We start from the raw sequence: 25,888 nt of genomic DNA on the forward strand, positions 1-25,888 counted from the left end.
AATTCAACTAAACACCAACGCCTTCAGCGCCGCATCCGCATCACTGTCCGGAAACTCCGGCGGGTTATCCAGCCGGTACTGATACTCCAGCTCCGGAGCTTCTTCGCGCATGGATTCAATCAGAAAGTCAGGCGTAACCGCAGGTGAGTTGACGCACGCCAGCACTTCACCACCCTCAGCCAGAAGATCCGGCAGGCGGCGCAGAATTTTCTTGTAGTCTTTACTCAGGGCAAAGCTGCCTTTCTGGAAAGAAGGTGGGTCAATTACCACCAGGTCGTATGGTCCGCCCTTTTTGATTTTGCCCCACGAACGGAAAATATCGTGTCCCAGAAAGAACACTTTATTCAGCTCGTGGTCATTCAGCTTGTGGTTCTCGCGGCCACGGCTGAGTGAGCCGCGTGACATATCCACGTTAACCACTTTATCCGCTCCGCCTTCGACCGCAGCTACAGAAAAGCCGCAGGTGTAAGCAAACAGGTTAAGCACGTTCTTGTGTTTTGAGCGTTCACGGATCCAGTCCCGGCCAAGACGCATGTCCAGAAACAGGCCAAAGTTCTGGTTCTTGCCCAGCAGCAGCTGATAGCTCAGTCCTGACTCCTGCACTACAGGGTGAAGCTCAGGTTCACCGGCAACCACCTCAAACGGCGCACCATCCTGGTAACGGTGCTGAAGCAAAATCGCCCGGCCTTTCTTCCCGGCCCACAATGGGCTTTGCGCCAGTTCACCCAGACCACGGCGCAGCTCCTGTAAAAACGCTTCGTCGGCCGGTTTAAACAGATTCACCACCAGCTGACCCTGCAGCCAGTCTGCGGTCAGCTGCTCCAGCCCCGGGTAGCAACGGCCACGGCCATGAAACACGCGGCGCAGTTCATCCGGAGCCTGCTCCAGCTGCTGATTAAGGTGTGGCCAGAACTGGCTTAATGCTTGAATTTCCATTACTTATCTCACTTAATTTTTGGCCAGTTAAGCGCCCACGGCGCCTGCCATTCCAGCAGTGCATTCGCCACCGCTTCTGCCTGCCATTTTGCGCCCAGAGACGGCGTTTCACGCGGGTCACACACAAAGCGGAACTGCTCTCCCTGATAGCAAAAGCTGAGCGCGTAAGCGTGCAGGTATCCCCGGTCAGCTTTAGCCGAAGCATTGTATATCTCATCACCGACAATAGCCGAACCCACTGACTTCAGTGCAACCCGGATCTGATGAGTCTTGCCGGTACGGGGCTTACACAGAAACAGCCGCTCTCCTGGCTCACCGGCCAGAGAAAAAAACTGGGTGACAGCCGGATTGTCTTTGCTGGCAATCAGCTTCCAGGAGGCGCGGCGCGAGCGCTCCATATCACCGATTACAACGCCCTGCTTCTTCTTCGGTTTTTTACTGCCAATCGCCAGGTAGAATTTTTCCACTTCCCGGTCAGCAAACAGACCGGAAAGCGTGGAAGCAGCCTGCGCGTTACGGCCAAGCAACAGCAGGCCAGAGGTCATTTTGTCCAGACGGTGAATCAGCCACAGCTGCGCATCACCGCTGGCTTTGGCGACTTCCTGCAGAAGCGCCGTATCCCCGTCATCTTTATGGACGCTGACACCTTGGTGCTTGTTGATCAGCAGAAAGTCAGGATGGGTAAAAACAATATCAAACATCTTCATCGTAACGAATAAAAGCCCGCGTCAGAGCGGGCTTGTCAGAATTTTGGTTGAGTATACCGGGATTTTATCCGGTTGTCAGACGGGGACCCGTCATGCGAAGAACACCACCAGCGTCAGTACAGGACAAACCACACGAACGTACAGCGGCCAGATCTTCCAGAACAGGCTCTGTTCAATTTCCGGGTGACCCTGCTTAAGCTCTTCCAGCAGCTTATTGCGGTTCCATACCCAGCCAACCAGCAGGGCAAATACCAGCGCCAGAATTGGCTGAGCATAAACGGTGGTCAGGGTTACCACAAAACCAAACAGGGTGCCGAAGTTCATTACAATCAATGCAGAGGCAATAGTGATCACGCCACCAATCCAGGCAACCGCAACTTTACGGCTTTGATTCAGCTCTTCAGTCGCACACGCAACCGGTACTTCCAGCATTGCAATAGATGATGTAAGCGCAGCAATGATCATCAGGGCGAAGAACATCAGGCCAGCCACCAGGCCAACTGAGCCCATGGTGTCGAACATAGCCGGCAATACGGTAAACACCAGAGTATCAGAGCTAAGCAGCTCACCCGATGGAGAGAAAATTTCTACGCCATTCTGCTTTGCAACAAACATCGCTGGCAGCACCAGCAGACCAGCACAGATCGCAATACCGGTATCAACAAGGGATACCTGAATAGCAGTTTTAGGCAGGTTGGCGTCTTTTTTCAGGTAAGAACCGTATACCATCATCGCACCCACACCGAGTGAAAGTGAGAAGAAAGCCTGCCCCATAGCGCTGACAACCAGATCGGCGCTGAAGTGAGAAAAATCCGGTACCAGGTACATTTTCAGGCCTTCCATCGCACCATCCTGAGTCAGGATGTATCCGATCATCACCACAAACAGTACCAGCAGTACAGGCATAAGACGACTTGACCAGCGCTCGATACCATTTGCAACACCTGCCTGAACGACATACATCGTCAGACCGATGAAACTTACCATCAACAGCAGATTACGTGCCAGACCAAAGCTGGTCAGCCATTCGGCTGCGCCGTTTAACCCAATGAGCTCAAGTGCATTACCTGCAAACTCACCGATCAGCCAGCCTGCGATAATAGCGTAGAAACTGAGAATCAGTGACGAGACCGTCAGGGCTACAACCCCGATAAGCACCGCGCCCATCTTACCCTTAGGCCAAACTGCTCTTAACGACTGAATCGGGTTGGACTGACCATAGCGGCCAATGGTGAGCTCTGCGATCAGCATCGGGCACGCCAGCACAAACACCATCACCAGATAGGTAAACAGGAATACCGCACCGCCATTACTTGCCGCCTGGGTAGGAAAACCCCAGATATTGCCCAAACCAACCGCTGAACCGGCAGCGGCCATAATGAATCCCAGCTTCGAAGAGAACTGAGCACGAGATTGAGTTGCCATATTAATCCTGCTTAATCGCCAAGAGTGTACAATTAAATTTACACTCAAAGTTTTTCTGTGTTGTTTTCAGTGTATGGCAAGTAAAACAGTTTGCGAGTAAAATTTAAAGCGTCCGCGCTATAAATTCCCGCCGTTAGTGTAATTAAAGCTATCGTTCGCTGTTTTTTTGTCCGAATGTAAATTTAACACCTACAGGCTTTTCACATTTCCGATACTTATCCTGATCGATTCTGTTCATAATTGATTACCGAATTCCCGCTCCGTTTGCTGGTGTCCCTGACGGCTTTGATGCTAGTATGATTTGGCTGAATAATTACTATCTGCCTGATAATGGAAAAGTTTTATCAACTATTTGCTCTGGTGAGCCTGATTCTCTACTGGATACTGGTCGCCGGTGTGACCATCCGTGTGGTTCTGAAACGCCGCGCGGTCAGTGTTTCTCTGGCCTGGCTGATGATCATCTACATCATCCCGGTACTGGGCGTGCTTTGCTATTTCCTGTTTGGGGAGCTTAATCTTGGCCGGAAACGGGCGGAGCGGGCCAGGAACATGTTCAGCCCCTACGGCTTCTGGTTTAACCAGCTTCACGACTGTCAGGCCCACCTGCCAGAGCTGATGGACAGTGAGATCACCCAGATCCATGACCTGTGCTCGAACCGCACTGATATCCCGGCGCTGTGTGGCAATACCCTGTCGCTGCAGACTTCGCCTTCCGACATTCTGCATTCCATCATCGAAGACATAGAGAAAGCCGAACACAATATCCGGATGGTATTTTATATCTGGCATCCGGGTGGACTGGCGGATTCAGTCGCCAGCGCGCTGATCAAAGCCGCCAAGCGCGGAGTCAGCGTTCAGGTGCTGCTCGACTCTGCCGGCAGCCACCGCTATTTCCGCAGCCACTGGTATAAAATGATGACCGATGCCGGTGTGGAAGTGGTTCAGGCACTGGCCGTATCACCCATGCGTGTGTTTCTGCGTCGTCTTGACCTCCGCCAGCACCGCAAGATCATCACTATTGACGATAACGTCGCCTATACCGGCTCAATGAACATGGTCGACCCGGCACACTTCAAGCAGGATGCAGGTGTTGGTCAGTGGATTGATGTGATGGTCCGGGTTACCGGCCCGACGGTAAACGTACTGGCAGCAATTCACGCCTGGGACTGGGAAGTAGAAACCGGTGAACGCATTTTGCCTGGCTACCCTGCCTGCGCTGTTGATACACGCACCGGCCCCCACCCGGTTCAGGTGGTGCCATCAGGTCCGGGTATGCCGGAGAACCTGATCCAGCAGGTTCTTACCCTGGCCATCAGCCAGGCCAAAAAGTCTGTGCGGATCACCACCCCTTATTTTGTCCCGAGCGAAAGCCTGCTTGAGACCCTGAAGATGACCGCCCAGCGGGGTGTGCGGGTGGAACTGATCATCCCGCACCGTAACGACTCCATTATGGTGAAATGGGCATCCAAAGCTTTTTATACCGAACTGCTCAATGCCGGAATCGAGATCTACGAGTTCAGCGGCGGCCTGCTGCATACCAAGTCAGTTGTGATTGATGAGCACTATGCGCTGATCGGTACGGTAAACCTGGACATGCGCAGCCTGTGGCTCAACTTTGAAGTCACCCTGGCGGTGGATGACAAAGCCTTTACTCAGGAGCTGTACTGGGTGCAGCAGTCCTATATCGAAAAAGCCCACAAAATTGAGTCGGCGGTATGGTCAGAGCGGGGATTCATTCACCGCTTCTTTGAACGCGCCTACTTCCTGCTCAGCCCTCTGCTCTGACCTCAACATACAGGGCATTGCTCCGTAGCCACAGATTGGTTAACCTGGAACAATGCCCGGCCGTTTTACGGCCGCATCAGAAATAACAAGGAAAAGTCATGCCTGATAAGAAACTCTCAACAAAACTGGTCACCGCCGGACGCGATAAAAAATGGACTCACGGCGTGGTAAACCCGCCGATTCAGAAAGCCTCCACCATCGTTTTCGACAGCGTGGCTGAGAAACACAAAGCCGCCAGCGAACGTATGGGGCCCACCCTGTTTTATGGCCGCCGTGGCACCCAGACCCACTTTGCTTTTCAGCAGGCAATGACGGAAATAGAAGGCGGTGCGGGCTGTGCACTCTACCCGTGCGGCGCGGCAGCGATCTCCAATGCCCTGCTTGCGTTTGTCTCCGCCGGGGATCACGTGCTGATGGTGGATACCTGCTATGAGCCAACCCGCGATTTTTGCGACATCATTCTGAAGAAAATGGGCGTGGAGACCACCTACTATCCACCACTGATCGGTGAAGGGATCCGCGATCTTATCCAGCCCAACACCAAAGTGCTGTTTACCGAGTCACCAGGTTCCATCACCATGGAGCTGCAGGACATTCCCACCCTGTCTGAGATCGCCCATCAGCACGATATAGTAGTAATGCTGGATAACACCTGGGGCGCAGGCGTGAACTTCTCCCCGTTTGAGCACGGCGTGGACATCTCGATTCAGGCGGCAACCAAATACATCATCGGCCACTCCGATGTGATGATGGGTACCGCTGTTGCTAATGAACGCTGCTGGGATCAACTGCGCGAACAGAGCTACCTGATGGGCCAGTGCATTTCTGCTGACGATGCTTACCTTGGCCTGCGCGGCCTGCGTACCCTGGAAGTCCGCCTTAAGCAACACGAGCAAAACAGCCTTAAAATCGCCAAATGGCTGGCTGCGCGCCCGGAAGTCGACCACGTTCGCCACCCGGCGCTGGAAACCTGCCCCGGCCATGAGTTTTTCGCCCGCGATTTCACCGGCGGAAACGGTCTGTTCTCGTTTGTGCTGAAAACCAGCGTACCCAAAGCCACCACTGCGCTGCTCGATGGTATGAAGCACTTCAGTATGGGCTATTCCTGGGGTGGATTTGAAAGCCTGATTCTGGCCAATGAACCGAAGAGCTTTAACAGCCTGCGCACTGTGGCAAATCCTGGCTTTGAAGGAACACTTGTCCGGCTGCATGTCGGCCTTGAAGACTGCGATGATTTGATTGCCGATCTGGAAGAAGGGCTTAAACGCTATAACCTCGCCTGTCAGTAACAATGCAACGGCTATAAAGAAGTAGCGGTAAAAAAAGAGCGAACCTCAGGGTTCGCTCTTTTTGCGGTATAGCTGCTAACGACCACGGCACGGGCAACTCACCAGGTGGTCATTCACCATTCCGGTTGCCTGCATGAAGGCATAACAGATAGTCTCGCCGACAAACTTAAAGCCCCGCTTTTTCAAAAATTTACTCATGGCTCTGGACTGGTCAGTACTCGCCGGGACCTGCTCCATCGACTGCCAGTGATTTACCTGCACCTCACCGCCGGTAAATTGCCACAGAGCGTCACTGAGCGAGCCGAACTCATCGATAAGCGCCAGTGCCGCGCTGGCATTGGAAAACACAGAGGCAATCTTGCCCCTGTGCCGGACCACATCAAAGTCTGCGATGATCCGCTCTACATCCTGCTCTCCAAAGCCCGAGAGACGTTCGATATCATAATCCTCAAACGCCTGCCGGTAGCCTTCACGCTTTTTGAGAATAGTGATCCAGCTAAGGCCCGCCTGCGCCCCTTCCAGGGTCAGGAACTCGAACAGCACCCGGTCATCAAAGACCGGGATACCCCATTCGCTGTCGTGATACTCCCGCTCCAGCGGATGATTCAGCGCCCAGGCGCAGGTCATATCTTCCGTCATCATGATACCTCTATACGATGGAAAATCCGGTACAGTACCGGCACCACAATCAGGGTCAGCACGGTCGCAAAACCAAGGCCAAACATAATGGTCACCGCCATCGGTTTAAAGAAAATATCCGGCAGAAGCGGAACCAGACCCAAGATAGTGGTAATCGCGGCCATACAAACCGGACGTACCCGGCTCAGGGACGCTTCCACCACCGCCTGATACGGCGCTTTACCTGACTTCATCTCAATCTCAATCTGATCGAGCAATACGATGCCGTTTTTAAGCAGCATACCTGACAGACTGAGGAAGCCCAGCAACGCCATAAAGCCAAACGGGGTATTGAACATCAGCAGGCCGGTGGTGACACCTATCACCGCCAGAGGTACTGTCAGCCAGACGATCAGCGGCTCTTTCACCGAGTTAAACAGGAACACGGTAATGAGGAACATAAACAGATAGCCCAGCGGCATGGTCTGATACAGCGAGCCTTTTGCTTTAGCCGATGACTCATATTCACCGCCCCACTCCAGCTGGTAGCCCGGCGGGAACTCAATGGCTTCAATTTTTTCCATCAGACGATTTTGCAAAGTAGCTGCGGTTTCCTCACCAAACGGGTCCGGGTCAGCCATCACAGTCAGGATGCGTTTACGATCTTTACGCTCTATTACCGGGTCTTCCCAGCGCAGTTCGTAATCCAGGATCACCTGCTGCAGTGGCACGTATTCACTCAGCGCCGGGCTCCAGATCTTCATCCCTTCGATGCTTTGAATCGTCGCACGTTCATCATCCGGCAGACGCGCAACGATTGGCATCAGAGTGGTGCCATCGCGGTACACACCAATGGTTTTACCGGAGAACGACATGCTCAGCATCTGATCCAGGTCCGATTTGGTTATACCGTAGCGGCGCGCCTGACTCTCGTTAAAACGTGGCTCCAGTACTTTGGTACGCTCGCGCCAGTCATGGCGAATATCAAACGCGCCAGGGTCTGCACGCATCACATCCACCACCTGACCCGCCAGACTTCTCAGAACGGTTGGATCAGAGCCAATGATCCGCGCTTCAATCTTGGAGCCACCACCTGGGCCAAGCTCGACCCGCTTCAGTTTATAATCGATTTGCGGGTAGTTTTTACCAATATGCCCTGCCAGTGATTGCATCAGGGGTTCGAGCTGCTCAAAATCTTTAACCCGTACCACTACCTGACCATACGCCGCATAGGATTTGCCCGGTGCATAAGTCAGCATAAAGCGCTGCAGGCCCCGGCCGGCGGTCGATGTGATGTGCTCCACCGCCTCGTCTTTTTCCAGCCAGTGAACCAGCTCACCGAGTTTCTCGTCAGTCGCACGAATATCAGTGCCTTCCGGCATCCAGACATCCACCATAAACATCGGCGTAGTCGAAGACGGGAAGAAAGACTGCTTAAGCTGAGTGAAGCCGTACAGTGAAGCCATCAGCGCCACCACCAGTACAATCACCGTTGCCCAGGCGCGCTTCATGCAGAACTCCAGGAAGCCTTTGTAAACAACAAACAGCATACCGTTGTACGGATCCGCCTGCTCTTCACCTTCGGCCTGCTTTTTCCCTTCCTTAAAGAAGAGATCGGCAAAAAACGGCGTCAGCGAAATTGCGGTAAACCAGCTCAGCATCAGGGAGATCAGCAGTACGCTGAACAGGGTGCCACAGTATTCACCGGTCGCATCTTCAGACAGCCCGATAGGGGCAAAAGCGGTGACGGCAATCACGGTCGCACCAAGCAGCGGCCACTTGGTCTGGGTAACGATATCGGTCGCAGCCTGAAGACGGGTCCGCCCTTTCTGGGTCCCGACCAGTATCCCCTCGACCACCACTATGGCGTTATCCACCAGCATACCCAGCGCGATAACCAGCGCCCCGAGCGAGATCCGCTGCAGCTCAATCTGCATGTACTGCATAAAGATAAATGAGCCCAGCACCGTCAGCAGCAGAATAAGCCCGATCAGCAGGCCGGAACGCAGCCCCATGAAGAACAGCAGCACCACGATAACAATCGCAACCGCCTGTGCCAGACTGACCACAAAGCCCTGTACCGATTTGTCTACTTCTTTAGGCTGACTGTAGATCTCAGCAATATCAATGCCCACCGGTTGCTGCTCTTTCAGCTCCGCCAGCCTGCGGTCAACCCGGGTACCGGCTTCTACAACGTTAATACCGGCACTGAACGAGATACCAATATTCAGCGCCAGCTTGCCATTAAAGTTGACGATGTTGCCGGGTACTTCAACGTAACCCCGCTTGATCTCGGCCACATCACGCAGATAAATCAGTCCCTGAGCGCCCCCTTCGGTAAGGATCAGGTTGCCCAGTTCATCCACATCGTTGAACTCGCCGGTTGGCTGAATACGGATGTATTCGGTACCGATACGGATCGCACCGGCGTCTGAGACGGTGTTTTGCGTCGAAAGCAGGTTATAAATGGTCGAAGGCGCGATCCCCAGGGTGTTCATCCGTTTCATCGAAATCTCAATAAACACCTGCTCCTGCTGCTGACCAGAAACACTGACTTTGCCTATCCCATCAATCAGCTCCAGGTCACGGCGCAGATAATCCACGTAGTCGAGCAACTCTTTATAAGAGTAGCCATCGCCAGTCACCGCCAGCAGAATCCCGTACACGTCACCAAAATCGTCAATCACCTGTGGCGGATTCACCCCGGGCGGAAGCTGGGCCTGGATATCGTTGACCTTACGTCTCAGCTCATCCCAGATCTGCGGCAGATCATCCGGGCCATAGTTGTTCTTCATGGTGACGGTGATCTGAGACAGGCCGCGTGTTGAGGTGGACTTGATCTCATCAACATAGGTCAGCTGCTGAATGGCTTTTTCAAGCGGGTAAGAAACCTCTTCTTCAACCTGAACCGGAGTCGCACCCGGATAGGTGGTGATCACCATGGCATCTTTAATGGTAAACGCCGGGTCTTCAAGACGGCCAAGGCCAAAAAACGCTGACGTTCCCCCAATCAGAAAGATCAGGGCAACCATCCAGCTGATCACCTTGTTCTGAATAAAGTAGGCTGCGATGCCTTTTTCCTGTGGCTGGTTAGCTACATCACTCATTGACCCGCCTCCTGCGTAACTGGTTTAACTTCCATTCCATCTCTCAGGCGGGCAACACCTGCGATAACAATCTGCTGACCTGGCTCAACGCCACTCAGTACCGCGACCTGATCATCAATCACTTTGCCGGTGCGTACCTGGGTTTTACTGACGATATTGCTCTCATTCACCAGCCAGACGAACTTGTTCTCCCGGTCAATGTCATCCCCGTCCTGGTTAAACAGAGCTTCAACCGGAATAGTCAGATGCGGGGCAAGATTGAGCTCACGGGTATTTTTAGCCCCCACTTCCAGCGCCGTACCGTCAAGAATGATGGTATCGTGTGGCATTGGCATAGTGAGTGTCAGATTGTAGGTAGCAGACTGCGGGTCTGGCTCTGTGGTGTACTCTTTGATCTTCGCCGGGTACTCCTGTCCCGGCTTGAGCCGGACACTGACTTCAATCGCATCCAGATCGATGTTCTTCGGCTGTTTGGTAAAGATCCGGTCTGGCACCTGGATCACCACATCCACACTGTCTGTGCGATGAATATTGGCGACCGGCTGGCCTGGCTGAATATTTTCAAACTGATCAACGGAAACCCGCGAAACGATACCATCAAAAGGAGCGGTTAAATCCGTGTAAGAGAGTCGCAGTTTAGCCAGATCCAGTTCAGCTTTGGCAATCGCCCGCTGAGCTTCCAGCTCGTCAAACTGGGACTGGGCCAACAGGCCTTTTTTAACCAGCTGGGCAGAGCGACGGTACTGACTGTCTGCCACGCTGTATTTTGCCTCTGCATTATCTACCGCCAGCCGGTAATCAGTCTTGTCGAGCCTGGCCAGAAGCTCGCCCTTTTTCACCAGGTAGCCGTCTGTGGCCATCAGCTTACTTATCTCACCAGAAACCCGGAAACTGAGCGCAGACTTGTGCGCCGCTTTCGCTATCGCCGGAAAGTAGAGCCGGGTATCACTTTGATTACTGCCTACATCCATCACGACTACTTCCGGCTGATAATCCCGCATACCAACCCCGGTATCACCACAGGCTGCGAGTGCGAGCGCTGACAATATTACGATTCCTGTACGTTTCATATTACAGCCCCCGCTCCTTAACCCATTCACGGACAACCAGACCTTCAGTAAGTGCACCCAGCCCTGAGCCCACAATCCGGTCACCATCACTGAGTCCCGAGACCACCTGATTGTCATCATTCAGTTCGACTTTCACTTTCGAGACCTGACCATTTTCATCCAGCCGCCATACCCAGCTCTCATCACCGGAAGTCTCCACCGCCGTCAGTGGTAAGCGACTCGGCTGCCCACGGGGAATTTCCAGTTCAACCTGACCGGACATACCTGGCAGCAGACCAACGTCTTCCGGCCGCTCCATCACCATGGTGACTTTATAACTGTTGGTTTTGCCGTCGGCCTCGGTATCTATTTCCTGAAATGAAAGCGGGAATGTACGACCCGGCGCGGTATCAAACACCATATCGGCCCGGACCACCTGATCCTGACTAAAGCGACGCAACAAATACTCTGGCAGCTGGAATACGACCTTAAGCATGCCGTTGGTCTGAATGTTCATGACCCTCTGCTGAGCATTCACATATTCGTAATTTTCAATGTCCGTCAGGGAAATCGTGCCATCATAAGGGGCTTTCAGCTCGGTATAGCTGACTTTAGCCTGAGCCTGCTCCAGATTGGCTTTGGCGCTGTTCAGGTTGGCAACCGCCTTGTCATAATCCTGCTCAGAAACAACCTTCTCACCGCGCAACCGCTTGTAACGCTTAAACTGAACATTCGCCAGCTGATAATTCGCCTGAGCCTGTTTGAGCAGTTGCTGGTACTCATCCGGGTTAAGCCGTGCCAATACCTGGCCTTTGGCAACCAGCTGACCTGCGCGTACGTCCAGACTCATCATTTGCCCGGGCACCCGAAACGCCAGTGACGCTTTGTCACCAGCTTCAGCAACCGCCGGGAAAGTTCTGATTGTCGCCTCTTCACTGAGGGAAACGGTAATGATCTTGGCCGGCCGCGATGCCGGTTCAGGAACCGGAGCTTCACGCTCCGAGCAGCCGAGCACACTCAGTGCCAGCAGAGAAACAGAAAACAATCCTGTCCGCATAGTCTATTCATCCTGATGATTTATTTACTGTTCACCATAGATGACATCCGGCCTGACCGCCACTTACCCTGTTTAAAGTTTGATGAATTTCAATTAGTTGAAATAAAAATCCCGGCAAAAGCAGCCGGGATTTACAAATTGGTGATTAATCAGACAGCTCAGAGCCTGCTGAACTCACGCTCGGTCTTAAAGGTATCAGACGTGACATGCGCTTCCATCGCCTGTACCGAACGCTCAAGACCGGTGAACTCTTTTTCAAGACTCTCCAGCAACTGATGAGGCGACTCGCCGGTCTGCCAGGGCTTGCTCTTGATCTTCATCTCTGCGTGAGGCTGATATTCACGGCCGTCACCGGCGGTGTAAGGCTTTTTTTCCAGCATCAGCGCCAGCGCAAGGTAGGCAAGTATGACCAGAAACCCACCACCCAGCAGCGCGGCCGAGGCAACCAGGATCCGCACCAGCCAGGTCTCAACACCGAAGTACTGAGCCAGCCCCGCACACACACCGGCCAGTTTGCCGTTACGCGGATCACGGTATAGTGCACGGTCACTCATAACTTCTGCCTCCAGCTCGGTGATTCAGAGTCCAGGATACGCTCAAGGGTCTGAACACGCTGCTGCAGGCCTTCCGCCTGACGGGTCAGCGACTGCAGTTTCGCAAAGTCTTCTTCTGACAGACCCTGTGCGGTATTGCGCTTGCTGCGGTAATGCAGCCACAGCCACAACGGTGCGACAAAGATCAGAAAGACGACCAGTGGTGCAGTTAAAAAAGCTGCAGACATATTCATACTCCCCTGTTAGGTTATTTATCCTGTTGATTCAGTTGCTGTTTCATTTTTTCCAGCTCCTGCTCAATCTCATCCTGCGCCTGCAGTTCAGCAAACTCCTGATCCAGGTTGCGCCCTGAGGTATAGCTGTCCGCCTCGGCTTCCAGCTCATCAATCTTACGCTCATACTGCTCAAACTTGGAGAACGCTTCCGCAGTTTTGCTTTCATGCAGATGACGCTGCACATCGCGGCGGTTTCCGGCAGCCTGACGACGGATAATCAGTGACTGCTGTTTGGCGCGGGTCTCATTGATCTTGGCTTCCAGCTTACCGATCTCACCGGTCAGCTTCTCAATGGTCTCTTCCACCAGAGTCTGCTCAGTATGCAGGCCTTTCACCATATCCTGAAGCTTCTGCTTTTCAATCAGAGCGGCGCGGGCCAGATCTTCACGACCTTTGGTCAGTGCCAGCGTAGCTTTATCCTGCCAGTCTTTGAGCTGAGCCTCAACTGACTCAACCCGGCGGGCCAGCTCTTTTTTATCCGCGATAGCACGCGCCGAGTTGGTGCGAACCTCTACCAGGGTATCTTCCATCTCCTGGATGATCAGGCGGATCATTTTTTCAGGATCTTCGGCTTTATCCAGCAGTGCGCTGATGTTGGAATTTACGATGTCTGCAAAACGAGAGAAAATGCCCATAATCAATCTCCTTCTATAATACCGTTAGCGGTGATACCTGAATATAATCAACAAGCATGCCAACTTTTTAGCTCTTATATATCAGCACCTTAACGCAATCACACTCCTATGCACAAGTATGCTATGATGAATTTCACCAATACCTGGTAAAATTCGCCACGGAGGCATGATGAAACAGCAAAACCTGATCGGAGAATCTCCCGCTTTCCTCAGCGTACTGGACAAAGTATCCCGTCTGGCCCCGATTGAACGCCCGGTGCTGATCATCGGCGAGCGCGGTACCGGTAAGGAGCTTATCGCCCAGCGCCTCCATTACCTCTCACGCCGCTGGGATCAGCCACTGATTTCCATGAACTGCTCCACCCTGAGCGAAGGAGTGATGGACTCGGAGCTGTTTGGTCATGAATCCGGCTCGTTTACCGGTGCCAAAGGCCGTCATCAGGGGCGTTTTGAACGGGCCGAAAATGGCACTCTGTTTCTCGATGAGCTGGCCACCGCCCCATTGACGGTACAGGAAAAGCTGCTGCGGGTGATTGAATACGGTGAATACGAACGCGTGGGCGGTAACCGTACCCTGAATGCCAATGTGCGCCTGGTGTGCGCCACCAATGCAGATTTGCCGAAAATGGCCGCCAGCGGTGACTTTCGCGCCGACCTGCTCGACCGGCTGGCTTTTGACGTGATCCACCTGCCACCACTCAGGGCCCGCCGGGAAGACATCCTGCTGCTGGCCGAGCACTACGCCATTAAGATGTGCCGGGAGCTTTCCCTGCCGCTGTTCGCCGGTTTCAGCCATCAGCTTCAGAAAAAGCTGACAGACTACGACTGGCCAGGCAACGTACGTGAGCTGAAAAATGTTACCGAACGCGCCGTCTATCAGCACGGCAGCAACCCTGAGCCTGTCAGCGATATTGTGTTTGATCCGTTTCGCAGTGACTGGCAGGAAACTGAAGCCTCCCCCACACCGGATGCCCCGCCATCAAAGCCGGTTTTCCCGCTCGACTACAAACAATGGCAGGAAGAAAGTGATATTCAGCTTTTAAACCAGGCACTTGAAGAAGCCAGACACAATCAGAAGCAGGCTGCGAAATTGCTCGGCCTGAGCTACCATCAGTTAAGGGGAATGCTGCGCAAATACGGACTGGTCGGACAAACAGGCGACTAATCGTTTGGTGTGGTTCAAAAAAAATGATAAATTAGCCGGATCAAGAGGTTTCAGGAAATGCCTTGTTTCACCTCGTTTTTCACCAAAGCACACTTTCACATGAAAGCGATACTACAGATAACGCTCACGCTGCTCGCCTCACTGGTGGTCAGTGGCTGCAGTGATGAAATCGATCACAGCAAGGTCCGCAAAAGCGGCTTTGTTTTTTGTGGTCAAATCAATCCGAAAACGTTTAACCCGCAGCAGGCCGAAACCGGGATAACCTCTGATGCGCTCAGCCGTCAGCTGTTCAACACCCTGTTTACCCTGGATCCGGAAACCCACAAACCGGTTGGAAGTCTGGTCACCAGCTGGGAAATGGACAAATCCGGTACGGTTTACACCTTTAACCTGCGTAAAGGGGTGAAGTTTCACACCACGCCATGGTTTAGCCCGAGCCGCGACCTGAATGCCGATGATGTGGTGTTCAGCTTTATGCGCATCATCAACCCGGACCACCCTTATCACCTTGTCGGCCCGGGACGCTACCCCTTCTTTGATGCCATCGACTTCGCAGGCCTGGTTAAGGACGTAAAGGTAACCGGTCCCTACCAGGTTACCTTTACCCTGAAACGGCCGGACAACAGTTTTCTGCCCAATATATCTACACCGTATGCTGTGATCCATTCAGCAGAGTACGCGCGTAAACTGCAGCTGATTGATGACAAACTTCAGCTGGACAATCACCCGGTCGGCAGCGGCCCGTTTATGTTTGATGAGTATCAGGTTGGAGACCTTATCCGCCTTAAACGCCATGTCAGTTACTGGCAGGGCACGCCTAAAATGAGCCAGGTGGTGTTTGACATTTCAACCCGTGGGACCGGCACCCTTGCGAAACTGCTGCGCAACGAGTGTGATGTGCTCTCCTCCCCGGTCTCCAGTCAGTTGCCGGTGATCGCCGATGACCAGGATCTGGTGTTGCACGCCAAGCCGGCGATGAATGTTGCCTTTATCGCACTGAACACTTCGCACCCTGCGCTCAACGATCAGCGTGTACGCAAAGCGCTGAATCTGGCCATTAACCGTCAGCTCATTCTGGACTCGGTTTACTACGGCACCGGTGCTATCGCCTATACCCTGCTGCCGCCTTCTTCCTGGGCTTACCAGAAAGACAGCATTCAGATCCGCTATGACGCGGATTACGCCAGAGCGCTGCTTCGTGAAGCCGGTTTTGAAAAAGGCCTGGAGCTTTCCATGTGGGTGCCGCTGGATCCCAAACCTTATAACCCAAGCCCGATGAAAACCGCCGAGCTTATCCAGAGCAGTTTTGCCGAGATCGGGGTAACACTGAATCTCTACACCGATGACCGCTTCGCCAGAACCGAACTGACCAGACACAGCGATCTGGATATGGTTCTCACCGGCTGGCTGGCCGATACCGGAGACCCGGACAACTTCCTGCGTCCGCTGCTTTCGTGCGGTGCAGAGCGTGCCGGGCTTAACGTCTCCATGTGGTGTAACGACGACTTCGACTTCCTGCTCGACCTGTCGCGGGAAACCAATCAGCCACGTTACCGGCTCAACCTCTACCGTCAGGCACAAAACCTGCTCAATGAGGAGATGCCGGTGATCCCGCTGGCACACGGCACTCAATACCAGGCCAACCACAAGTCCCTGACCGGATTTGAGCTGAGCCCGTTTAACGCCCGCTCGTTCCACAATGTAGAAAGGAAGCAGTAATGCTGGTTTACATTATTCGTCGACTTAACCTGTTTGTGATCACCCTGCTGATCCTGACAATGGTGGGATACAGTATTCTGCGGCTTGATCCCGCAGTCAGCGCTGCTGAGCCCGCGTTTTTCACCGGCTGGCTGAACTACCTGGCAAACATCAGCCAGCTCAACTTTGGCCTGAACCAGTATGGCGAGCCAATCTGGAATGACATTATGGTGGTCTTCCCGGCGACGTTTGAGCTGTGCTTCTTCGCCTTTATGATCGCCCTGCTGATTGGCCTGCCACTTGGCACTCTGGCCGGTACCCGCCAGGGTAAGTGGATCGACACCCTGATTTCGTTTGTCTCCATGGCCGGCTACTCTGCTCCACTGTTCTGGGTGGCGCTGCTGCTGATCATGTTCTTCTCGCTCAATCTTGGCTGGTTCCCTGTATCAGGCCGCTACGATCTGCTCTACCAGATCGATCACGTCACCGGTATTGCCATCGTTGACGCCCTGATGTCTGAAAAGCCGCTGCGCGCCCAGGCTCTGCAGAGCGTACTGGAGCACCTGGCCCTGCCGTGTATGGTTCTGGCGCTGGCACCAACCACCCAGATCATCGCGCTGATGCGTACCTCCGTTGCAGAAGTGATGCAGCAAAACTACATTCGTGCAGCCAAAATTAACGGTCTGTCCAAATACGAAATCATCATCGAACACGTAATCCGTAACGCCCTGCCGCCCATCATTCCAAAGTTCGGCGTTCAGCTCTCCAGTATGCTGACCTTCGCCGTCCTGACCGAATCGATTTTCAACTGGCCGGGCATTGGCCGCTGGCTGCTCGATGCGCTGGCCAGCCAGAACTACGTAGCCATTCAGGCCGGTGTTATGGTGGTGGCGACCTTTGTACTGATTGCGAATATTTTGTCTGATTTGATTGGCGCTATCGCCAACCCGCTGGTGAGAAAGGAGTGGTATGCTGTCCGATAACGTTTACCAGGAAGAGCAGATCCCGGGCCAGTTTAACCTTTTCTGGCGCAGTTACCGGGCCAACACCCTGGCCATGTTTGGCCTGTGGTGTCTTGGCATCCTGCTGCTTCTGACCCTGCTGGCTCCGTGGCTGCTTCCGCATGATCCGCAGCTGCAAACCAGTCACCTGCTTCTGCCACCATCGTGGGACCCTCAGGGTACGGTCGAGTACTTCCTTGGCACCGATGACCTTGGCCGGGATATTCTCTCACGCCTGCTTGAAGGCTCACGCCTGACACTCGGTGCGGCCATCATCATTACCCTTATCGCAGCCCTGGTGGGTGGTGTTATCGGCATTCTGGCGGGGATGACCCGGGGCCTGCTGTCGAGTACGCTGAACCACCTGCTTGATACCGTGATGTCTATTCCGTCACTGCTGCTGGCGATCATCTTTGTCGCCTTCCTGGGCTTTGGTGAGTTCAATATTCTGCTGGCGATCTGTCTGGCGCTTATTCCGCGCTTTGTCCGCTCAATCTACGTGGCGGTTCACGCCGAGGTAGAAAAAGACTACATCATGGCAGCGCGTCTGGACGGGGCAAACAACTTCTACCTGCTGTGGAACTCCATCTTCCCCAATATCCTGCCGGTGATGGCTGCTGAGCTGACCATGGCCCTGACCATCGCCATTCTTGATATTACCGCGCTGGGCTTCCTCGGCCTGGGCGCTCAGGCTCCGAGCACCGAGTGGGGCGCGATCCTGGGTGACTCTGTAGAGCTTATCTATGTAGCACCGTGGACAGTGACCCTGCCGGGTCTGGTGATCATGTTCACCATCATCGTTATCAACCTTGTTGGCGAAGGAACCCGCCGCGCTCTGAATGCGGGGATCGAATAAATGCCAATTCTTGATATACGCCACATGACGATCGAAATCGATACCCCGCAGGGTATGGTGAAAGCCGTCGATCGTATGAGCCTGACCATCAGCGAAGGGGAAATCCGCGGCCTGGTGGGTGAGTCCGGCTCGGGTAAAAGCCTGGTCGCCAAAGCGATTCTGGGCATTACCAAAGACAACATGCGCGTCACCGCTGACCGCCTGCGTCTTGGTAATATCGACCTGCTGCAGCTGACTGCCAAAGAGCGTCGCCGGGTGATCGCCCGCGACATCGCGATGATTTTCCAGGAGCCGTCTACCTGTCTGGACCCGTCTGAAGAAGTAGGTCAGCAGCTGGCAGAATCCATTCCGCCTGGCGCTTTTGAAGGTCGCTGGTGGCAGCGCTGGAAATGGCGCCGTGAACAGGCTGTCGCGCTTTTACACAAAGTGGGCATCAAAGATCATAAACGGGTGATGAAAGCTTATCCGTATCAGCTGACTGATGGCGAGTGCCAGAAAGTAATGATTGCCATGGCGATCGCTACCAAACCAAAAGTCCTGATCGCCGATGAGCCAACCAACGATCTCGATCCGATCACCCAGTCGCAGATCCTGCGTCTGCTGAGCCGGATGAATCAGATCAACAACACTACCATTTTGCTGATCGGTCACGACCTGACCACCATTACCCAGTGGGCCGACCGTATCACCGTTATGTACTGTGGTCAGTCGGTAGAATCTGCAGCAACCAAACAGATCATGGAAGTGCCCAAACACCCTTACACCGTTGCTCTGCTGCAGGCAATGCCGGACTTCAGCCAATGGGTGGCACACAAATCCAAGCTGGAAGCCCTGCCCGGTGCTATCCCGCCGCTGGATCACCTGCCGATTGGCTGCCGCCTGGGGCCGCGTTGTCCGTATGCCCAGCGTCAGTGCGTGGAAGCACCACGTTCGAAGAAGATTAAAGACCACAAATTCAGCTGCCACTTCCCGCTGAATATGGAGAAAAAAGCATGAGTGCCCTGCTTGAAGTCAACGGTCTGAGCAAGCGCTTTGTCAGCCGCTCAGGCCTGTTTAAGAAAACGGTGAAAGAAGCGGTCAAACCGGTCAGCTTCACCCTGGAAGCAGGTCAGACTATTGGATTTATCGGCCAGAACGGCTCGGGAAAATCGACCCTTGCCCGCATGCTGGCCGGTGTTATCGAGCCAAGTGACGGTGAAATCCGGGTGAACGGTGAGCTGCTCGATTACAAAGATTATGAGACCCGTTGTAAGCTGATCCGGATGATTTTCCAGGACCCGAACACCTCGCTCAATCCGCGTATTCAGATAGGCCGGATCCTGGAAGGTCCGCTCAAACGAAACACCAACATGCCCCCGGAAGCACGACGCAAAAGGGTGAAAGATACCCTGTGCCGGGTCGGCCTGCTGCCGGAGCACGCTTACTTCTATCCGCAGATGCTGGCGACCGGCCAGAAACAGCGGGTATGTCTGGCGCGTGCCCTTATTCTTCAGCCTTCGATTATCGTGGCCGATGAAGCGCTCAACGGTCTGGATATGGCGATGCGCTCGCAGATCATCAACCTGTTCCTGGAGCTTCAGGAAGAGATGGGACTCTCGTTTGTGTATGTCTCCCAGCACCTTGGGATCATCAAACACATCACGGATAAAATCATTGTGATGCACGAAGGTGATGTAGTGGAATGCGGCGAAACCCTGGAGGTGATGGCAAACCCGCAGCACGCCATTACCCAAAGACTGGTGGAGAGCCACTTCAACACCACCAGCAACCGCTGAAAAGGCCGGCCATGCTCAAAGGACTGACGCACTGGCTTGCTGCCACACTGCTCCTTACTTCCCTGCCCGCAAGGCCTGCTGCGCCGCGCTGGCAGGATCCGGAATACATCCGCCAGTCTTTCCTGGAAATCGCCCTGCACAATGAATATGAGACCCGCCAGCAACGGGTCCGCAAGTGGCGTCAGCCCATTAACGTCTTCCTCGACCACAGGGTGGCTGACCAGCAGCTGCACACAGAGCTGGCCCAAATGCACATCGACCACCTTCAGGCACTCACCGGCCACCCGATAAACCTGGTCAGCAGTCAGGAAGAGAGTAATGTGCATTGGGTCTATACCCGTCAGTCAGAGTGGGAGTCAGTAGTCAAAGAAGTGATGGGAGAAAGCTCGCTGGCGCATACCCGATCATCGCTGTGTATGGCGAACTTTGCCACCAACCTCAACTATGAGCTGGTGAATGCCAATATCGTGATACCTGTTGACCAGGCCCGCGACCACGGCAAGCTGCTCGCCTGTGTGGTAGAAGAGATGACGCAGATAATGGGCCTGCCCAACGACTCAGACAAAGTCTACCCATCCATCTTCAATGACCACTCCCCTGAAGACCTGCTTTCCCCGCTCGATGCGCTGCTGCTCAAGTTGCTCTACGCACCTGAAATAAAAGCAGGTATGACCCGCGAAGAAGCAGAGCCGGTCATTGAGGAGCTGCTGCTTGGCTACCTGTTTGACGGCACCATAGACAACATCAACCGGGAAGTGCTTAAAGGGGAGCTGTATCAACTGATGGGGTATCGCTGAGTCAGCTCTGTCCTTCTGAGGAGGAGTCGATCAGGCTGCTGCAGAACTCCTCCCACGGCATTGGTCTGGCAAACAGGAAACCCTGCTGAAGATACACTCCGCGTTCCAGCAGGTAATCTGCCTGCTGTGGTTCTTCTACCCCTTCGGCGATAATACGCACACCAATGTTAGTGGCAAACTTAATGATCTCATCCACCACCAGGGTTTTGGCATCACTGCAGCCGATGCTGGTGACAAACATCCGGTCAATTTTAATAAAGTCGATCGGCAACTGCTGAAAATAGCTGAAACCACCGTAGCCCGTTCCGGCATCGTCGATTTTTATCGTGATCCCAAGCTCACGCAGTCTGTCGATATTGGCTTTAGCACTTTCGACATCCGATATCGGCTGACGCTCGGTGATTTCAAAGCCAATCCGGCTTGGATCGACGCCACTTTTTTCTATACTTTTCAGCGCCTTAGCAACAAATGAGCGACACTCCAGCAACCTTGGCGTCAGATTAATACTGACTGCCACTGAATCAACGCTTCCGATATCTTTCAGCGCCTGCCCGATAAGCTGATGCGTCACATCCACAATCAGATCGGAAGACTCCAGGTAGGGAATAAACTCACCAGGAGGGATCAGCTGACCTTTCTTTTTCCAGCGGATAAGCACTTCACTGGAAACAACTTTGCCGCTGCTCCGGTCGATGATTGGCTGATAAAAAGGGATAAACTGGCCCTGGCGAATGGCTTTTTTAATCAGCGCCTTTCGGCTGGATGTGAGATGCAGAAAGCCCCATATCAGCAAAATTACCGAACCGCCGGTCGCAAGACAGAGCAAAACATAATACTGCATCACTTCAGAAGAGAGGCTGGCGATATACTCTCTCGACAACCAGCTGGTCATACTGATTTTTGAGCCTGGAAGAGTAAAGTGACTGCGCACTGCGTAGAGATCCATTGTCAGGCTTTCATCACCAATGACATAAGCCTGATAAAGAGAAGGAGAAGAAAGCTCAACGCGGATACAGCCGTTTTCACACATCTTATGCATCCGTCGTGAGACGATAGCGAGGTCTGGTTCAGCAAAATAGGTCACCGTCTCCGTTTTCAAACCGACAGCCAGAAACGCCCGCTGAGATTTCCGCTCTTCCAGGCTGTACAGGCTAAGTCCCGGCAGGTCGAGCGGTTCCTGGCCCAGTACTTTAATCTCCATCTCCGGCAGCATCCCGGAACAACCATGCCCCTGGTCGTCAAACCAGCCAACATCTTTGGCCACCGAAGAAAACAGCTCGATATTTTCCAGCCGTTGCCGGTTGGCCGGGGTACACTCACTGACAGCCTGAGCATTCATACCGGTCAGCAGTTCCTCGATTTCCTCGGTACGATTAAGGTCCGTTTGTTCGGCTTTAACTCTTAGCTCTTTCAGAACATCAGATATCAGGTAACTGTCAAGCACAGGCCATAGCGCAACGGACAAAGCCAGCATAAAGGCTGATGAGATAAGAAGTGTTGTCGCTGTGGAGAATCTTGCTCGCATTGCCTACGCCTTATGCTATAGATGAGCTGTATGAAAAAGATAGCAATAGTACAGCAGACATAAAAAACGCCCGTCAAGCGGGCGTCAGAAATGCATTCTATAAATGAGAGATTAGGCCAGTTCGGTCTGCAGCCAAGGCCAGCCCTGCTTCTTACGGCTCAGGGTGTTTTCCATCATCAGCATGCCGTCTTTTTCGTGCTTAACCAGCTTCTCAGCCCACTCGCCTTTAAACAGCAGACGGGTCTGTGCGGTAGTGATGTCAGTCAGCATTACTGCAGCCAGAGCCAGGCCCTGCTCGTTGCAGCGCTTCTCAAGGTCTGCTTCCAGCGCATCGATCATGCCGTCAACCTGCTCAAGGGTTGCCAGCTCAACCTGACCTACTACTACTTCACGCTCATTGAACGGGTATGCTTTCAGGTCTTTCTCTACCAGTTCAGCAGCAGACAGGCCTTCGATGTTGGTTTTTGCGATCAGCAGATCTTTGATGAACGCGTCCAGGTCAGCAACACCAGCGATTTCAGCCAGCTCAGCTACAGCGTCTTTATCTTTCTCAGTACAGGTCGGAGAAGCAAAGCCAACGGTGTCAGACAGGATTGCAGACATCATCAGAGTCGCCAGAGGCTTGGTGATTTCAGTGCCTTCCATCTTGAACAGGTTAAACAGAATGGTACAGGTACAGCCTACCGGCCAGATCCACGCTTCCAGTGGGTTTACTGTCATCACATCACCCAGACGGTGGTGGTCAACAATACCCAGGATTTCTGCTTCGCCGATGTCATCCGGTGCCTGAGACAGGTCAGTGTAATCCACCAGCCATACTTTCTCACCCGCTACGCTGGTACGCAGCTCTGGCTGGTCAACACCTGCAGTTTCAAGAATATGTCGTGTTTCACGGTTAAGTTCACCCTGGCAAATTGCTTTTGCTTCCAGGCCACGCGCTTTCAGCAGCTCAGTGGCTACCAGTGCGCTACATACGCTGTCACTATCCGGGTTCTTATGACCAACTACTAGAATCATTTTGCTTCCTATACCTATTCATTACGGCCTCTCGGGCCGCTGTTTCTGTGATCGGGATACTTTACCTGATTTTACCCCTTTCTCCAATCGTAAAAAAGCCCGCAGTTTCCTGCGGGCAAAAGTGCTTTTTTTATGGAGAGTTAAGCTTAACTGACTTCGATCGGGCCGCCGAATGACGTCACCGGTGGCACCTTACCGCGGAACTTCTCGAAGTCCACGATACAGGTGTTAGCCGAAGTCGCCTGAGCCAGCTCTGAAGAGCCGATATCCAGCGTCAGGGTATTCGGATCACCGTAGGTACAGATTGCACCCTCTTTCTCGTTGAGCGGGCCATACCATGCGCCTTCTTCGATACGGATAACGCCGCGTGGGTAGCTGTCTGTCAGCACTGCACCTGCCAGAAGCTGACCACGGCCGTTAAATACGCGTACCAGGTCACCGTCTTTAATGCCTTTTGCTTTGGCATCTTTCGGGTTGATGTACACCGGCTCACGACCTTTCACCGCATAAGTAGCGCGGTACTCTTCTGACTCACACATCTGAGAGTGCAGACGTTTGTCCGGGTGACACGACTGCAGCCAGAACGGGTATTTATCTGAACCCGGGCCACCGTGTGAACGTTCTGTCTTCTCAAACCACATAGGGTGGTCCTGACAGTGCTCGTAACCCATACGGCCGATAGTACGGCTGGAGATTTCGATAAAGCCTGATGGAGTACCCAGAGCATTGATTTCAGGGTCTTTACGGAACGCCTCATGGCGAACCCATGGCTTACCGGTACCAAAGTCCAGTACGCCTTTTTCCCAGAACTCATCAAACTCAGGCATATCGAACTTACCTTTGTTTGCGTTGCGACAGTCTGCGTACAGTGAGCGTACCCACTCCATCTCGTCCATACCGCGGGTGTACTCTTTATGACGGCCGAAGCGACGGGTCAGCTCGGTGAAGATGTCAAAGTCAGTACGGGACTGGAACAGTGGGTCTACCAGCTTTTGCATCGCCAGCAGGCCACGGCCAGAGTATGAGCCCATTACGTCGATATCGTTACGTTCCCACTGAGTACACGCCGGCAGCACGATGTCTGAGAAGCGGCAGCTCGCGGTCCACGCGAAGTCGATGGTAACAACGGTCTGAAGCTGCTTGAACGCTTTCTTCATCCGGTTGCGGTCCTGGTGGTGGTGCCACGGGTTGTTACCCGAGATAACCATCATCTTGTACGCAGGCAGTTTAACTTTGCTGCCGTTGTAGCGGATCTCTTTGCCCGGCTCAAGCAGACAGTCGATCCAGCGCGCCACAGGGATGGTGCGGCTGTAACCGTTAAAGTCGTTGTTGTCCCACTTCGGCTTCATGCCCTGATCCAGGTTACGCGGGAAGCCACCAGGCGCCGCAAAACCGGTTGAAGGCACACCGATGCCTGAGTAGTGGTGACCATAAGAGATACCACCGCCTGGCAGACCAATCTGGCCAACCATGGCTGCGATAACCGCGCCCGCCCAGTACGGCTGCTCACCGTGCTCCTGACGCTGGATACACCAGCCAAACAGAAGCTGGGTACGGCCGTTAACCAGCATACGGGCGAATTCACGGATCTTGTCCGCTTTAACGCCACAGATCTCTTCTGCCCACTCAGGGGTTTTCTCAATCTTGTCTTTGCTCTCGCCCTGAACGTACTTGATGAACGCATCAAAGCCCAGACAGTAAGTCTTGATAAACTCTTTGTCGTACAGATCTTCGTTGTACAGCACGTGCGCGACCGCCAGCATAAAGGCAACGTCGGTCTGTGGGTTGATGTAAAGGTGATCGTTACCCAGGAAACGCTGGGTCTTGTTCTTCACCGGGTCAACCGACAGGACGTTGATTTCGCCCTTGGCCACTTTCTCTTTCAGCTGATCCAGGAATGGATACGCTTCGTGAGTAGCACAGTTCCAGCCTACCTGCAGGTTCTTAACCGGGTCGGTCGCCCACAGTACGATGTTGTCACTGTTTTTCAGGATTTCAGACCAGGAAGTACCCTGAGCGTACACTTCGGTCGAACCCAGCACGTAAGGCATGATGGTCTGACCGGCACCGGTCGAGTAGTCACCAACTTTGGTAATGAAGTTGCCGTGCATACCCACCGCGCGCTGCATGTGGCTGGTACAGCTGTGGAACTGACCAGTCTGACGCCAGCCGGTCTGGCCTGCGTGCAGTGCCCATGGGCCGTAATCTTTCTGAACACGCTCCAGTTCACGGTAGAAAAGGTCTAACGCCTCATCCCAGGTCACGCGCATAAAGCGGTTGTTACCACGGCTCTCCGCAGCGTATTTGTGTTTTTTCAGCCAGTCCAGGCGCACCATCGGATAACGCACGCGGGACGGGCTGTAAAGAATACCTTTCACACCGTTGATCATATCGGTCGGATGGCTGTCCATCTCAAGCGGTTTGATCTCCTGAACTTTACCCGCGTACACGTGGGCGCGGAATGCGCCCCAGTGTGAGCCGGAGACTTTCCAGGTACCGGTGGTTTCAGCAGCGTTTGCCGCAGCAGAAGTCAACAGGCTTGGGCCAATCACAGACGCCGCACTTGTTGTTGCTACACCTTTAAGAAAACTTCTTCGTGTAATTGCCATTTTTTATA

At 53.6% G+C, this 25,888-nt stretch carries 22 protein-coding genes; 9 read left to right on the top strand and 13 right to left on the bottom strand.

The genetic code is table 11. The features are described from left to right. Positions 1-3 precede the first annotated feature (3 nt). The 3 genes from ACVB80_RS04470 to ACVB80_RS04480 all read right to left on the bottom strand — a co-directional run bounded on the left by ACVB80_RS04470 (position 4) and on the right by ACVB80_RS04480 (position 3,068). Positions 4-936 (bottom strand): class I SAM-dependent methyltransferase, encoded by a 933-nt coding sequence (locus ACVB80_RS04470; protein WP_481080069.1) that lies wholly within the window; start codon positions 934-936, stop codon positions 4-6. An 8-nt stretch (positions 937-944) separates the two neighbouring features. Continuing rightward, complete coding sequence (locus tag ACVB80_RS04475) at positions 945-1,637, bottom strand: TIGR01621 family pseudouridine synthase (protein ID WP_481080070.1); 693 nt, start codon at positions 1,635-1,637, stop codon at positions 945-947. 96 nt (positions 1,638-1,733) lie between these two features. Continuing rightward, entirely contained in the window at positions 1,734-3,068 is a 1,335-nt protein-coding gene (locus ACVB80_RS04480) for a sodium-dependent transporter (protein ID WP_481080071.1), read from the bottom strand. A 330-nt stretch (positions 3,069-3,398) separates the two neighbouring features. On the opposite strand from ACVB80_RS04480, the gene cls reads away from it, so the two are divergent. Continuing rightward, complete coding sequence (cls, locus tag ACVB80_RS04485; protein WP_481080072.1) at positions 3,399-4,853, top strand: cardiolipin synthase; 1,455 nt, start codon at positions 3,399-3,401, stop codon at positions 4,851-4,853. A gap of 98 nt (positions 4,854-4,951) precedes the next feature. Continuing rightward, entirely contained in the window at positions 4,952-6,142 is a 1,191-nt protein-coding gene (locus ACVB80_RS04490; RefSeq protein ID WP_481080073.1) for a cystathionine beta-lyase, read from the top strand. Positions 6,143-6,217: 75 nt separating this feature from the next. Here the strand turns inward: ACVB80_RS04490 and ACVB80_RS04495 are convergent, their stop codons facing one another. The 7 genes from ACVB80_RS04495 to pspA all read right to left on the bottom strand — a co-directional run bounded on the left by ACVB80_RS04495 (position 6,218) and on the right by pspA (position 13,437). Continuing rightward, complete coding sequence (locus tag ACVB80_RS04495) at positions 6,218-6,784, bottom strand: DNA-3-methyladenine glycosylase I (protein WP_481080074.1); 567 nt, start codon at positions 6,782-6,784, stop codon at positions 6,218-6,220. Continuing rightward, positions 6,781-9,867, bottom strand: coding sequence for an efflux RND transporter permease subunit (locus ACVB80_RS04500; protein ID WP_481080075.1), 3,087 nt, complete (start codon positions 9,865-9,867; stop codon positions 6,781-6,783). The genes ACVB80_RS04495 and ACVB80_RS04500 overlap by 4 nt, the downstream gene beginning before the upstream one ends. Further along, entirely contained in the window at positions 9,864-10,937 is a 1,074-nt protein-coding gene (locus tag ACVB80_RS04505; RefSeq protein ID WP_481080076.1) for an efflux RND transporter periplasmic adaptor subunit, read from the bottom strand. Before ACVB80_RS04505 ends, ACVB80_RS04500 begins: the two co-directional genes overlap by 4 nt. 1 nt (position 10,938) lies before the next feature. After that, positions 10,939-11,973: an efflux RND transporter periplasmic adaptor subunit gene (locus ACVB80_RS04510; protein WP_481080077.1), complete on the bottom strand. Its 1,035-nt coding sequence runs from the start codon at positions 11,971-11,973 to the stop codon at positions 10,939-10,941. A 158-nt stretch (positions 11,974-12,131) separates the two neighbouring features. Further along, positions 12,132-12,527, bottom strand: a complete 396-nt coding sequence (gene pspC / locus ACVB80_RS04515) for an envelope stress response membrane protein PspC (RefSeq protein WP_481080078.1) — start codon at positions 12,525-12,527, stop codon at positions 12,132-12,134. Beyond that, a complete protein-coding gene (gene pspB, locus ACVB80_RS04520) occupies positions 12,524-12,754 on the bottom strand; it encodes an envelope stress response membrane protein PspB (protein WP_481080079.1) in 231 nt (76 codons plus the stop codon). Before pspB ends, pspC begins: the two co-directional genes overlap by 4 nt. A gap of 20 nt (positions 12,755-12,774) precedes the next feature. Next, positions 12,775-13,437: a phage shock protein PspA gene (gene pspA, locus ACVB80_RS04525; RefSeq protein ID WP_481080080.1), complete on the bottom strand. Its 663-nt coding sequence runs from the start codon at positions 13,435-13,437 to the stop codon at positions 12,775-12,777. Positions 13,438-13,606: 169 nt separating this feature from the next. Between pspA and pspF the strand changes: the two genes are divergently transcribed. From pspF to ACVB80_RS04560, 7 genes are all read left to right on the top strand, one after another. Beyond that, a complete protein-coding gene (gene pspF / locus ACVB80_RS04530; RefSeq protein ID WP_481080081.1) occupies positions 13,607-14,602 on the top strand; it encodes a phage shock protein operon transcriptional activator in 996 nt (331 codons plus the stop codon). Between the two features lie 99 nt (positions 14,603-14,701). Beyond that, complete coding sequence (sapA, locus tag ACVB80_RS04535) at positions 14,702-16,321, top strand: ABC transporter substrate-binding protein SapA (protein WP_481080082.1); 1,620 nt, start codon at positions 14,702-14,704, stop codon at positions 16,319-16,321. Beyond that, positions 16,321-17,283 (top strand): ABC transporter permease, encoded by a 963-nt coding sequence (locus ACVB80_RS04540; RefSeq protein WP_481080083.1) that lies wholly within the window; start codon positions 16,321-16,323, stop codon positions 17,281-17,283. Before sapA ends, ACVB80_RS04540 begins: the two co-directional genes overlap by 1 nt. Next, a complete protein-coding gene (sapC, locus tag ACVB80_RS04545; RefSeq protein WP_481080084.1) occupies positions 17,270-18,157 on the top strand; it encodes a putrescine export ABC transporter permease SapC in 888 nt (295 codons plus the stop codon). The genes ACVB80_RS04540 and sapC overlap by 14 nt, the downstream gene beginning before the upstream one ends. Continuing rightward, positions 18,158-19,153: a peptide ABC transporter ATP-binding protein gene (locus ACVB80_RS04550; protein WP_481080085.1), complete on the top strand. Its 996-nt coding sequence runs from the start codon at positions 18,158-18,160 to the stop codon at positions 19,151-19,153. Then, the gene (locus ACVB80_RS04555; protein WP_481080086.1) at positions 19,150-19,932 is read left to right on the top strand and encodes a peptide ABC transporter ATP-binding protein; all 783 of its coding nucleotides are present in this window, start codon (positions 19,150-19,152) and stop codon (positions 19,930-19,932) included. Before ACVB80_RS04550 ends, ACVB80_RS04555 begins: the two co-directional genes overlap by 4 nt. 11 nt (positions 19,933-19,943) lie before the next feature. Next, the gene (locus tag ACVB80_RS04560) at positions 19,944-20,729 is read left to right on the top strand and encodes a DUF2927 domain-containing protein (RefSeq protein ID WP_481080087.1); all 786 of its coding nucleotides are present in this window, start codon (positions 19,944-19,946) and stop codon (positions 20,727-20,729) included. Position 20,730: 1 nt separating this feature from the next. Here the strand turns inward: ACVB80_RS04560 and ACVB80_RS04565 are convergent, their stop codons facing one another. From ACVB80_RS04565 to torA, 3 genes are all read right to left on the bottom strand, one after another. Next, on the bottom strand, positions 20,731-22,254 hold the full coding sequence (locus ACVB80_RS04565) for an EAL domain-containing protein (RefSeq protein WP_481080088.1): 1,524 nt from the start codon (positions 22,252-22,254) through the stop codon (positions 20,731-20,733). A gap of 111 nt (positions 22,255-22,365) precedes the next feature. Next, positions 22,366-23,271: a manganese-dependent inorganic pyrophosphatase gene (locus ACVB80_RS04570; RefSeq protein WP_481080089.1), complete on the bottom strand. Its 906-nt coding sequence runs from the start codon at positions 23,269-23,271 to the stop codon at positions 22,366-22,368. Between the two features lie 146 nt (positions 23,272-23,417). Further along, positions 23,418-25,880 (bottom strand): trimethylamine-N-oxide reductase TorA, encoded by a 2,463-nt coding sequence (gene torA, locus ACVB80_RS04575; RefSeq protein ID WP_481080090.1) that lies wholly within the window; start codon positions 25,878-25,880, stop codon positions 23,418-23,420. Positions 25,881-25,888: the final 8 nt, after the last annotated feature.

The organism is Vibrio sp. 9-16B-A1 (genome assembly GCF_056726165.1).

Bases quoted from the DNA above. Each gene is read 5' to 3' on its own strand.
- ACVB80_RS04470 (WP_481080069.1), bottom strand. From the start codon at position 936: ATGGAAATTCAAGCATTAAGCCAGTTCTGGCCACACCTTAATCAGCAG.
- ACVB80_RS04475 (WP_481080070.1), bottom strand. From the start codon at position 1,637: ATGTTTGATATTGTTTTTACCCATCCTGACTTTCTGCTGATCAACAAG.
- ACVB80_RS04480 (WP_481080071.1), bottom strand. From the start codon at position 3,068: ATGGCAACTCAATCTCGTGCTCAGTTCTCTTCGAAGCTGGGATTCATT.
- cls (WP_481080072.1), top strand. From the start codon at position 3,399: ATGGAAAAGTTTTATCAACTATTTGCTCTGGTGAGCCTGATTCTCTAC.
- ACVB80_RS04490 (WP_481080073.1), top strand. From the start codon at position 4,952: ATGCCTGATAAGAAACTCTCAACAAAACTGGTCACCGCCGGACGCGAT.
- ACVB80_RS04495 (WP_481080074.1), bottom strand. From the start codon at position 6,784: ATGATGACGGAAGATATGACCTGCGCCTGGGCGCTGAATCATCCGCTG.
- ACVB80_RS04500 (WP_481080075.1), bottom strand. From the start codon at position 9,867: ATGAGTGATGTAGCTAACCAGCCACAGGAAAAAGGCATCGCAGCCTAC.
- ACVB80_RS04505 (WP_481080076.1), bottom strand. From the start codon at position 10,937: ATGAAACGTACAGGAATCGTAATATTGTCAGCGCTCGCACTCGCAGCC.
- ACVB80_RS04510 (WP_481080077.1), bottom strand. From the start codon at position 11,973: ATGCGGACAGGATTGTTTTCTGTTTCTCTGCTGGCACTGAGTGTGCTC.
- pspC (WP_481080078.1), bottom strand. From the start codon at position 12,527: ATGAGTGACCGTGCACTATACCGTGATCCGCGTAACGGCAAACTGGCC.
- pspB (WP_481080079.1), bottom strand. From the start codon at position 12,754: ATGTCTGCAGCTTTTTTAACTGCACCACTGGTCGTCTTTCTGATCTTT.
- pspA (WP_481080080.1), bottom strand. From the start codon at position 13,437: ATGGGCATTTTCTCTCGTTTTGCAGACATCGTAAATTCCAACATCAGC.
- pspF (WP_481080081.1), top strand. From the start codon at position 13,607: ATGAAACAGCAAAACCTGATCGGAGAATCTCCCGCTTTCCTCAGCGTA.
- sapA (WP_481080082.1), top strand. From the start codon at position 14,702: ATGAAAGCGATACTACAGATAACGCTCACGCTGCTCGCCTCACTGGTG.
- ACVB80_RS04540 (WP_481080083.1), top strand. From the start codon at position 16,321: ATGCTGGTTTACATTATTCGTCGACTTAACCTGTTTGTGATCACCCTG.
- sapC (WP_481080084.1), top strand. From the start codon at position 17,270: ATGCTGTCCGATAACGTTTACCAGGAAGAGCAGATCCCGGGCCAGTTT.
- ACVB80_RS04550 (WP_481080085.1), top strand. From the start codon at position 18,158: ATGCCAATTCTTGATATACGCCACATGACGATCGAAATCGATACCCCG.
- ACVB80_RS04555 (WP_481080086.1), top strand. From the start codon at position 19,150: ATGAGTGCCCTGCTTGAAGTCAACGGTCTGAGCAAGCGCTTTGTCAGC.
- ACVB80_RS04560 (WP_481080087.1), top strand. From the start codon at position 19,944: ATGCTCAAAGGACTGACGCACTGGCTTGCTGCCACACTGCTCCTTACT.
- ACVB80_RS04565 (WP_481080088.1), bottom strand. From the start codon at position 22,254: ATGCGAGCAAGATTCTCCACAGCGACAACACTTCTTATCTCATCAGCC.
- ACVB80_RS04570 (WP_481080089.1), bottom strand. From the start codon at position 23,271: ATGATTCTAGTAGTTGGTCATAAGAACCCGGATAGTGACAGCGTATGT.
- torA (WP_481080090.1), bottom strand. From the start codon at position 25,880: ATGGCAATTACACGAAGAAGTTTTCTTAAAGGTGTAGCAACAACAAGT.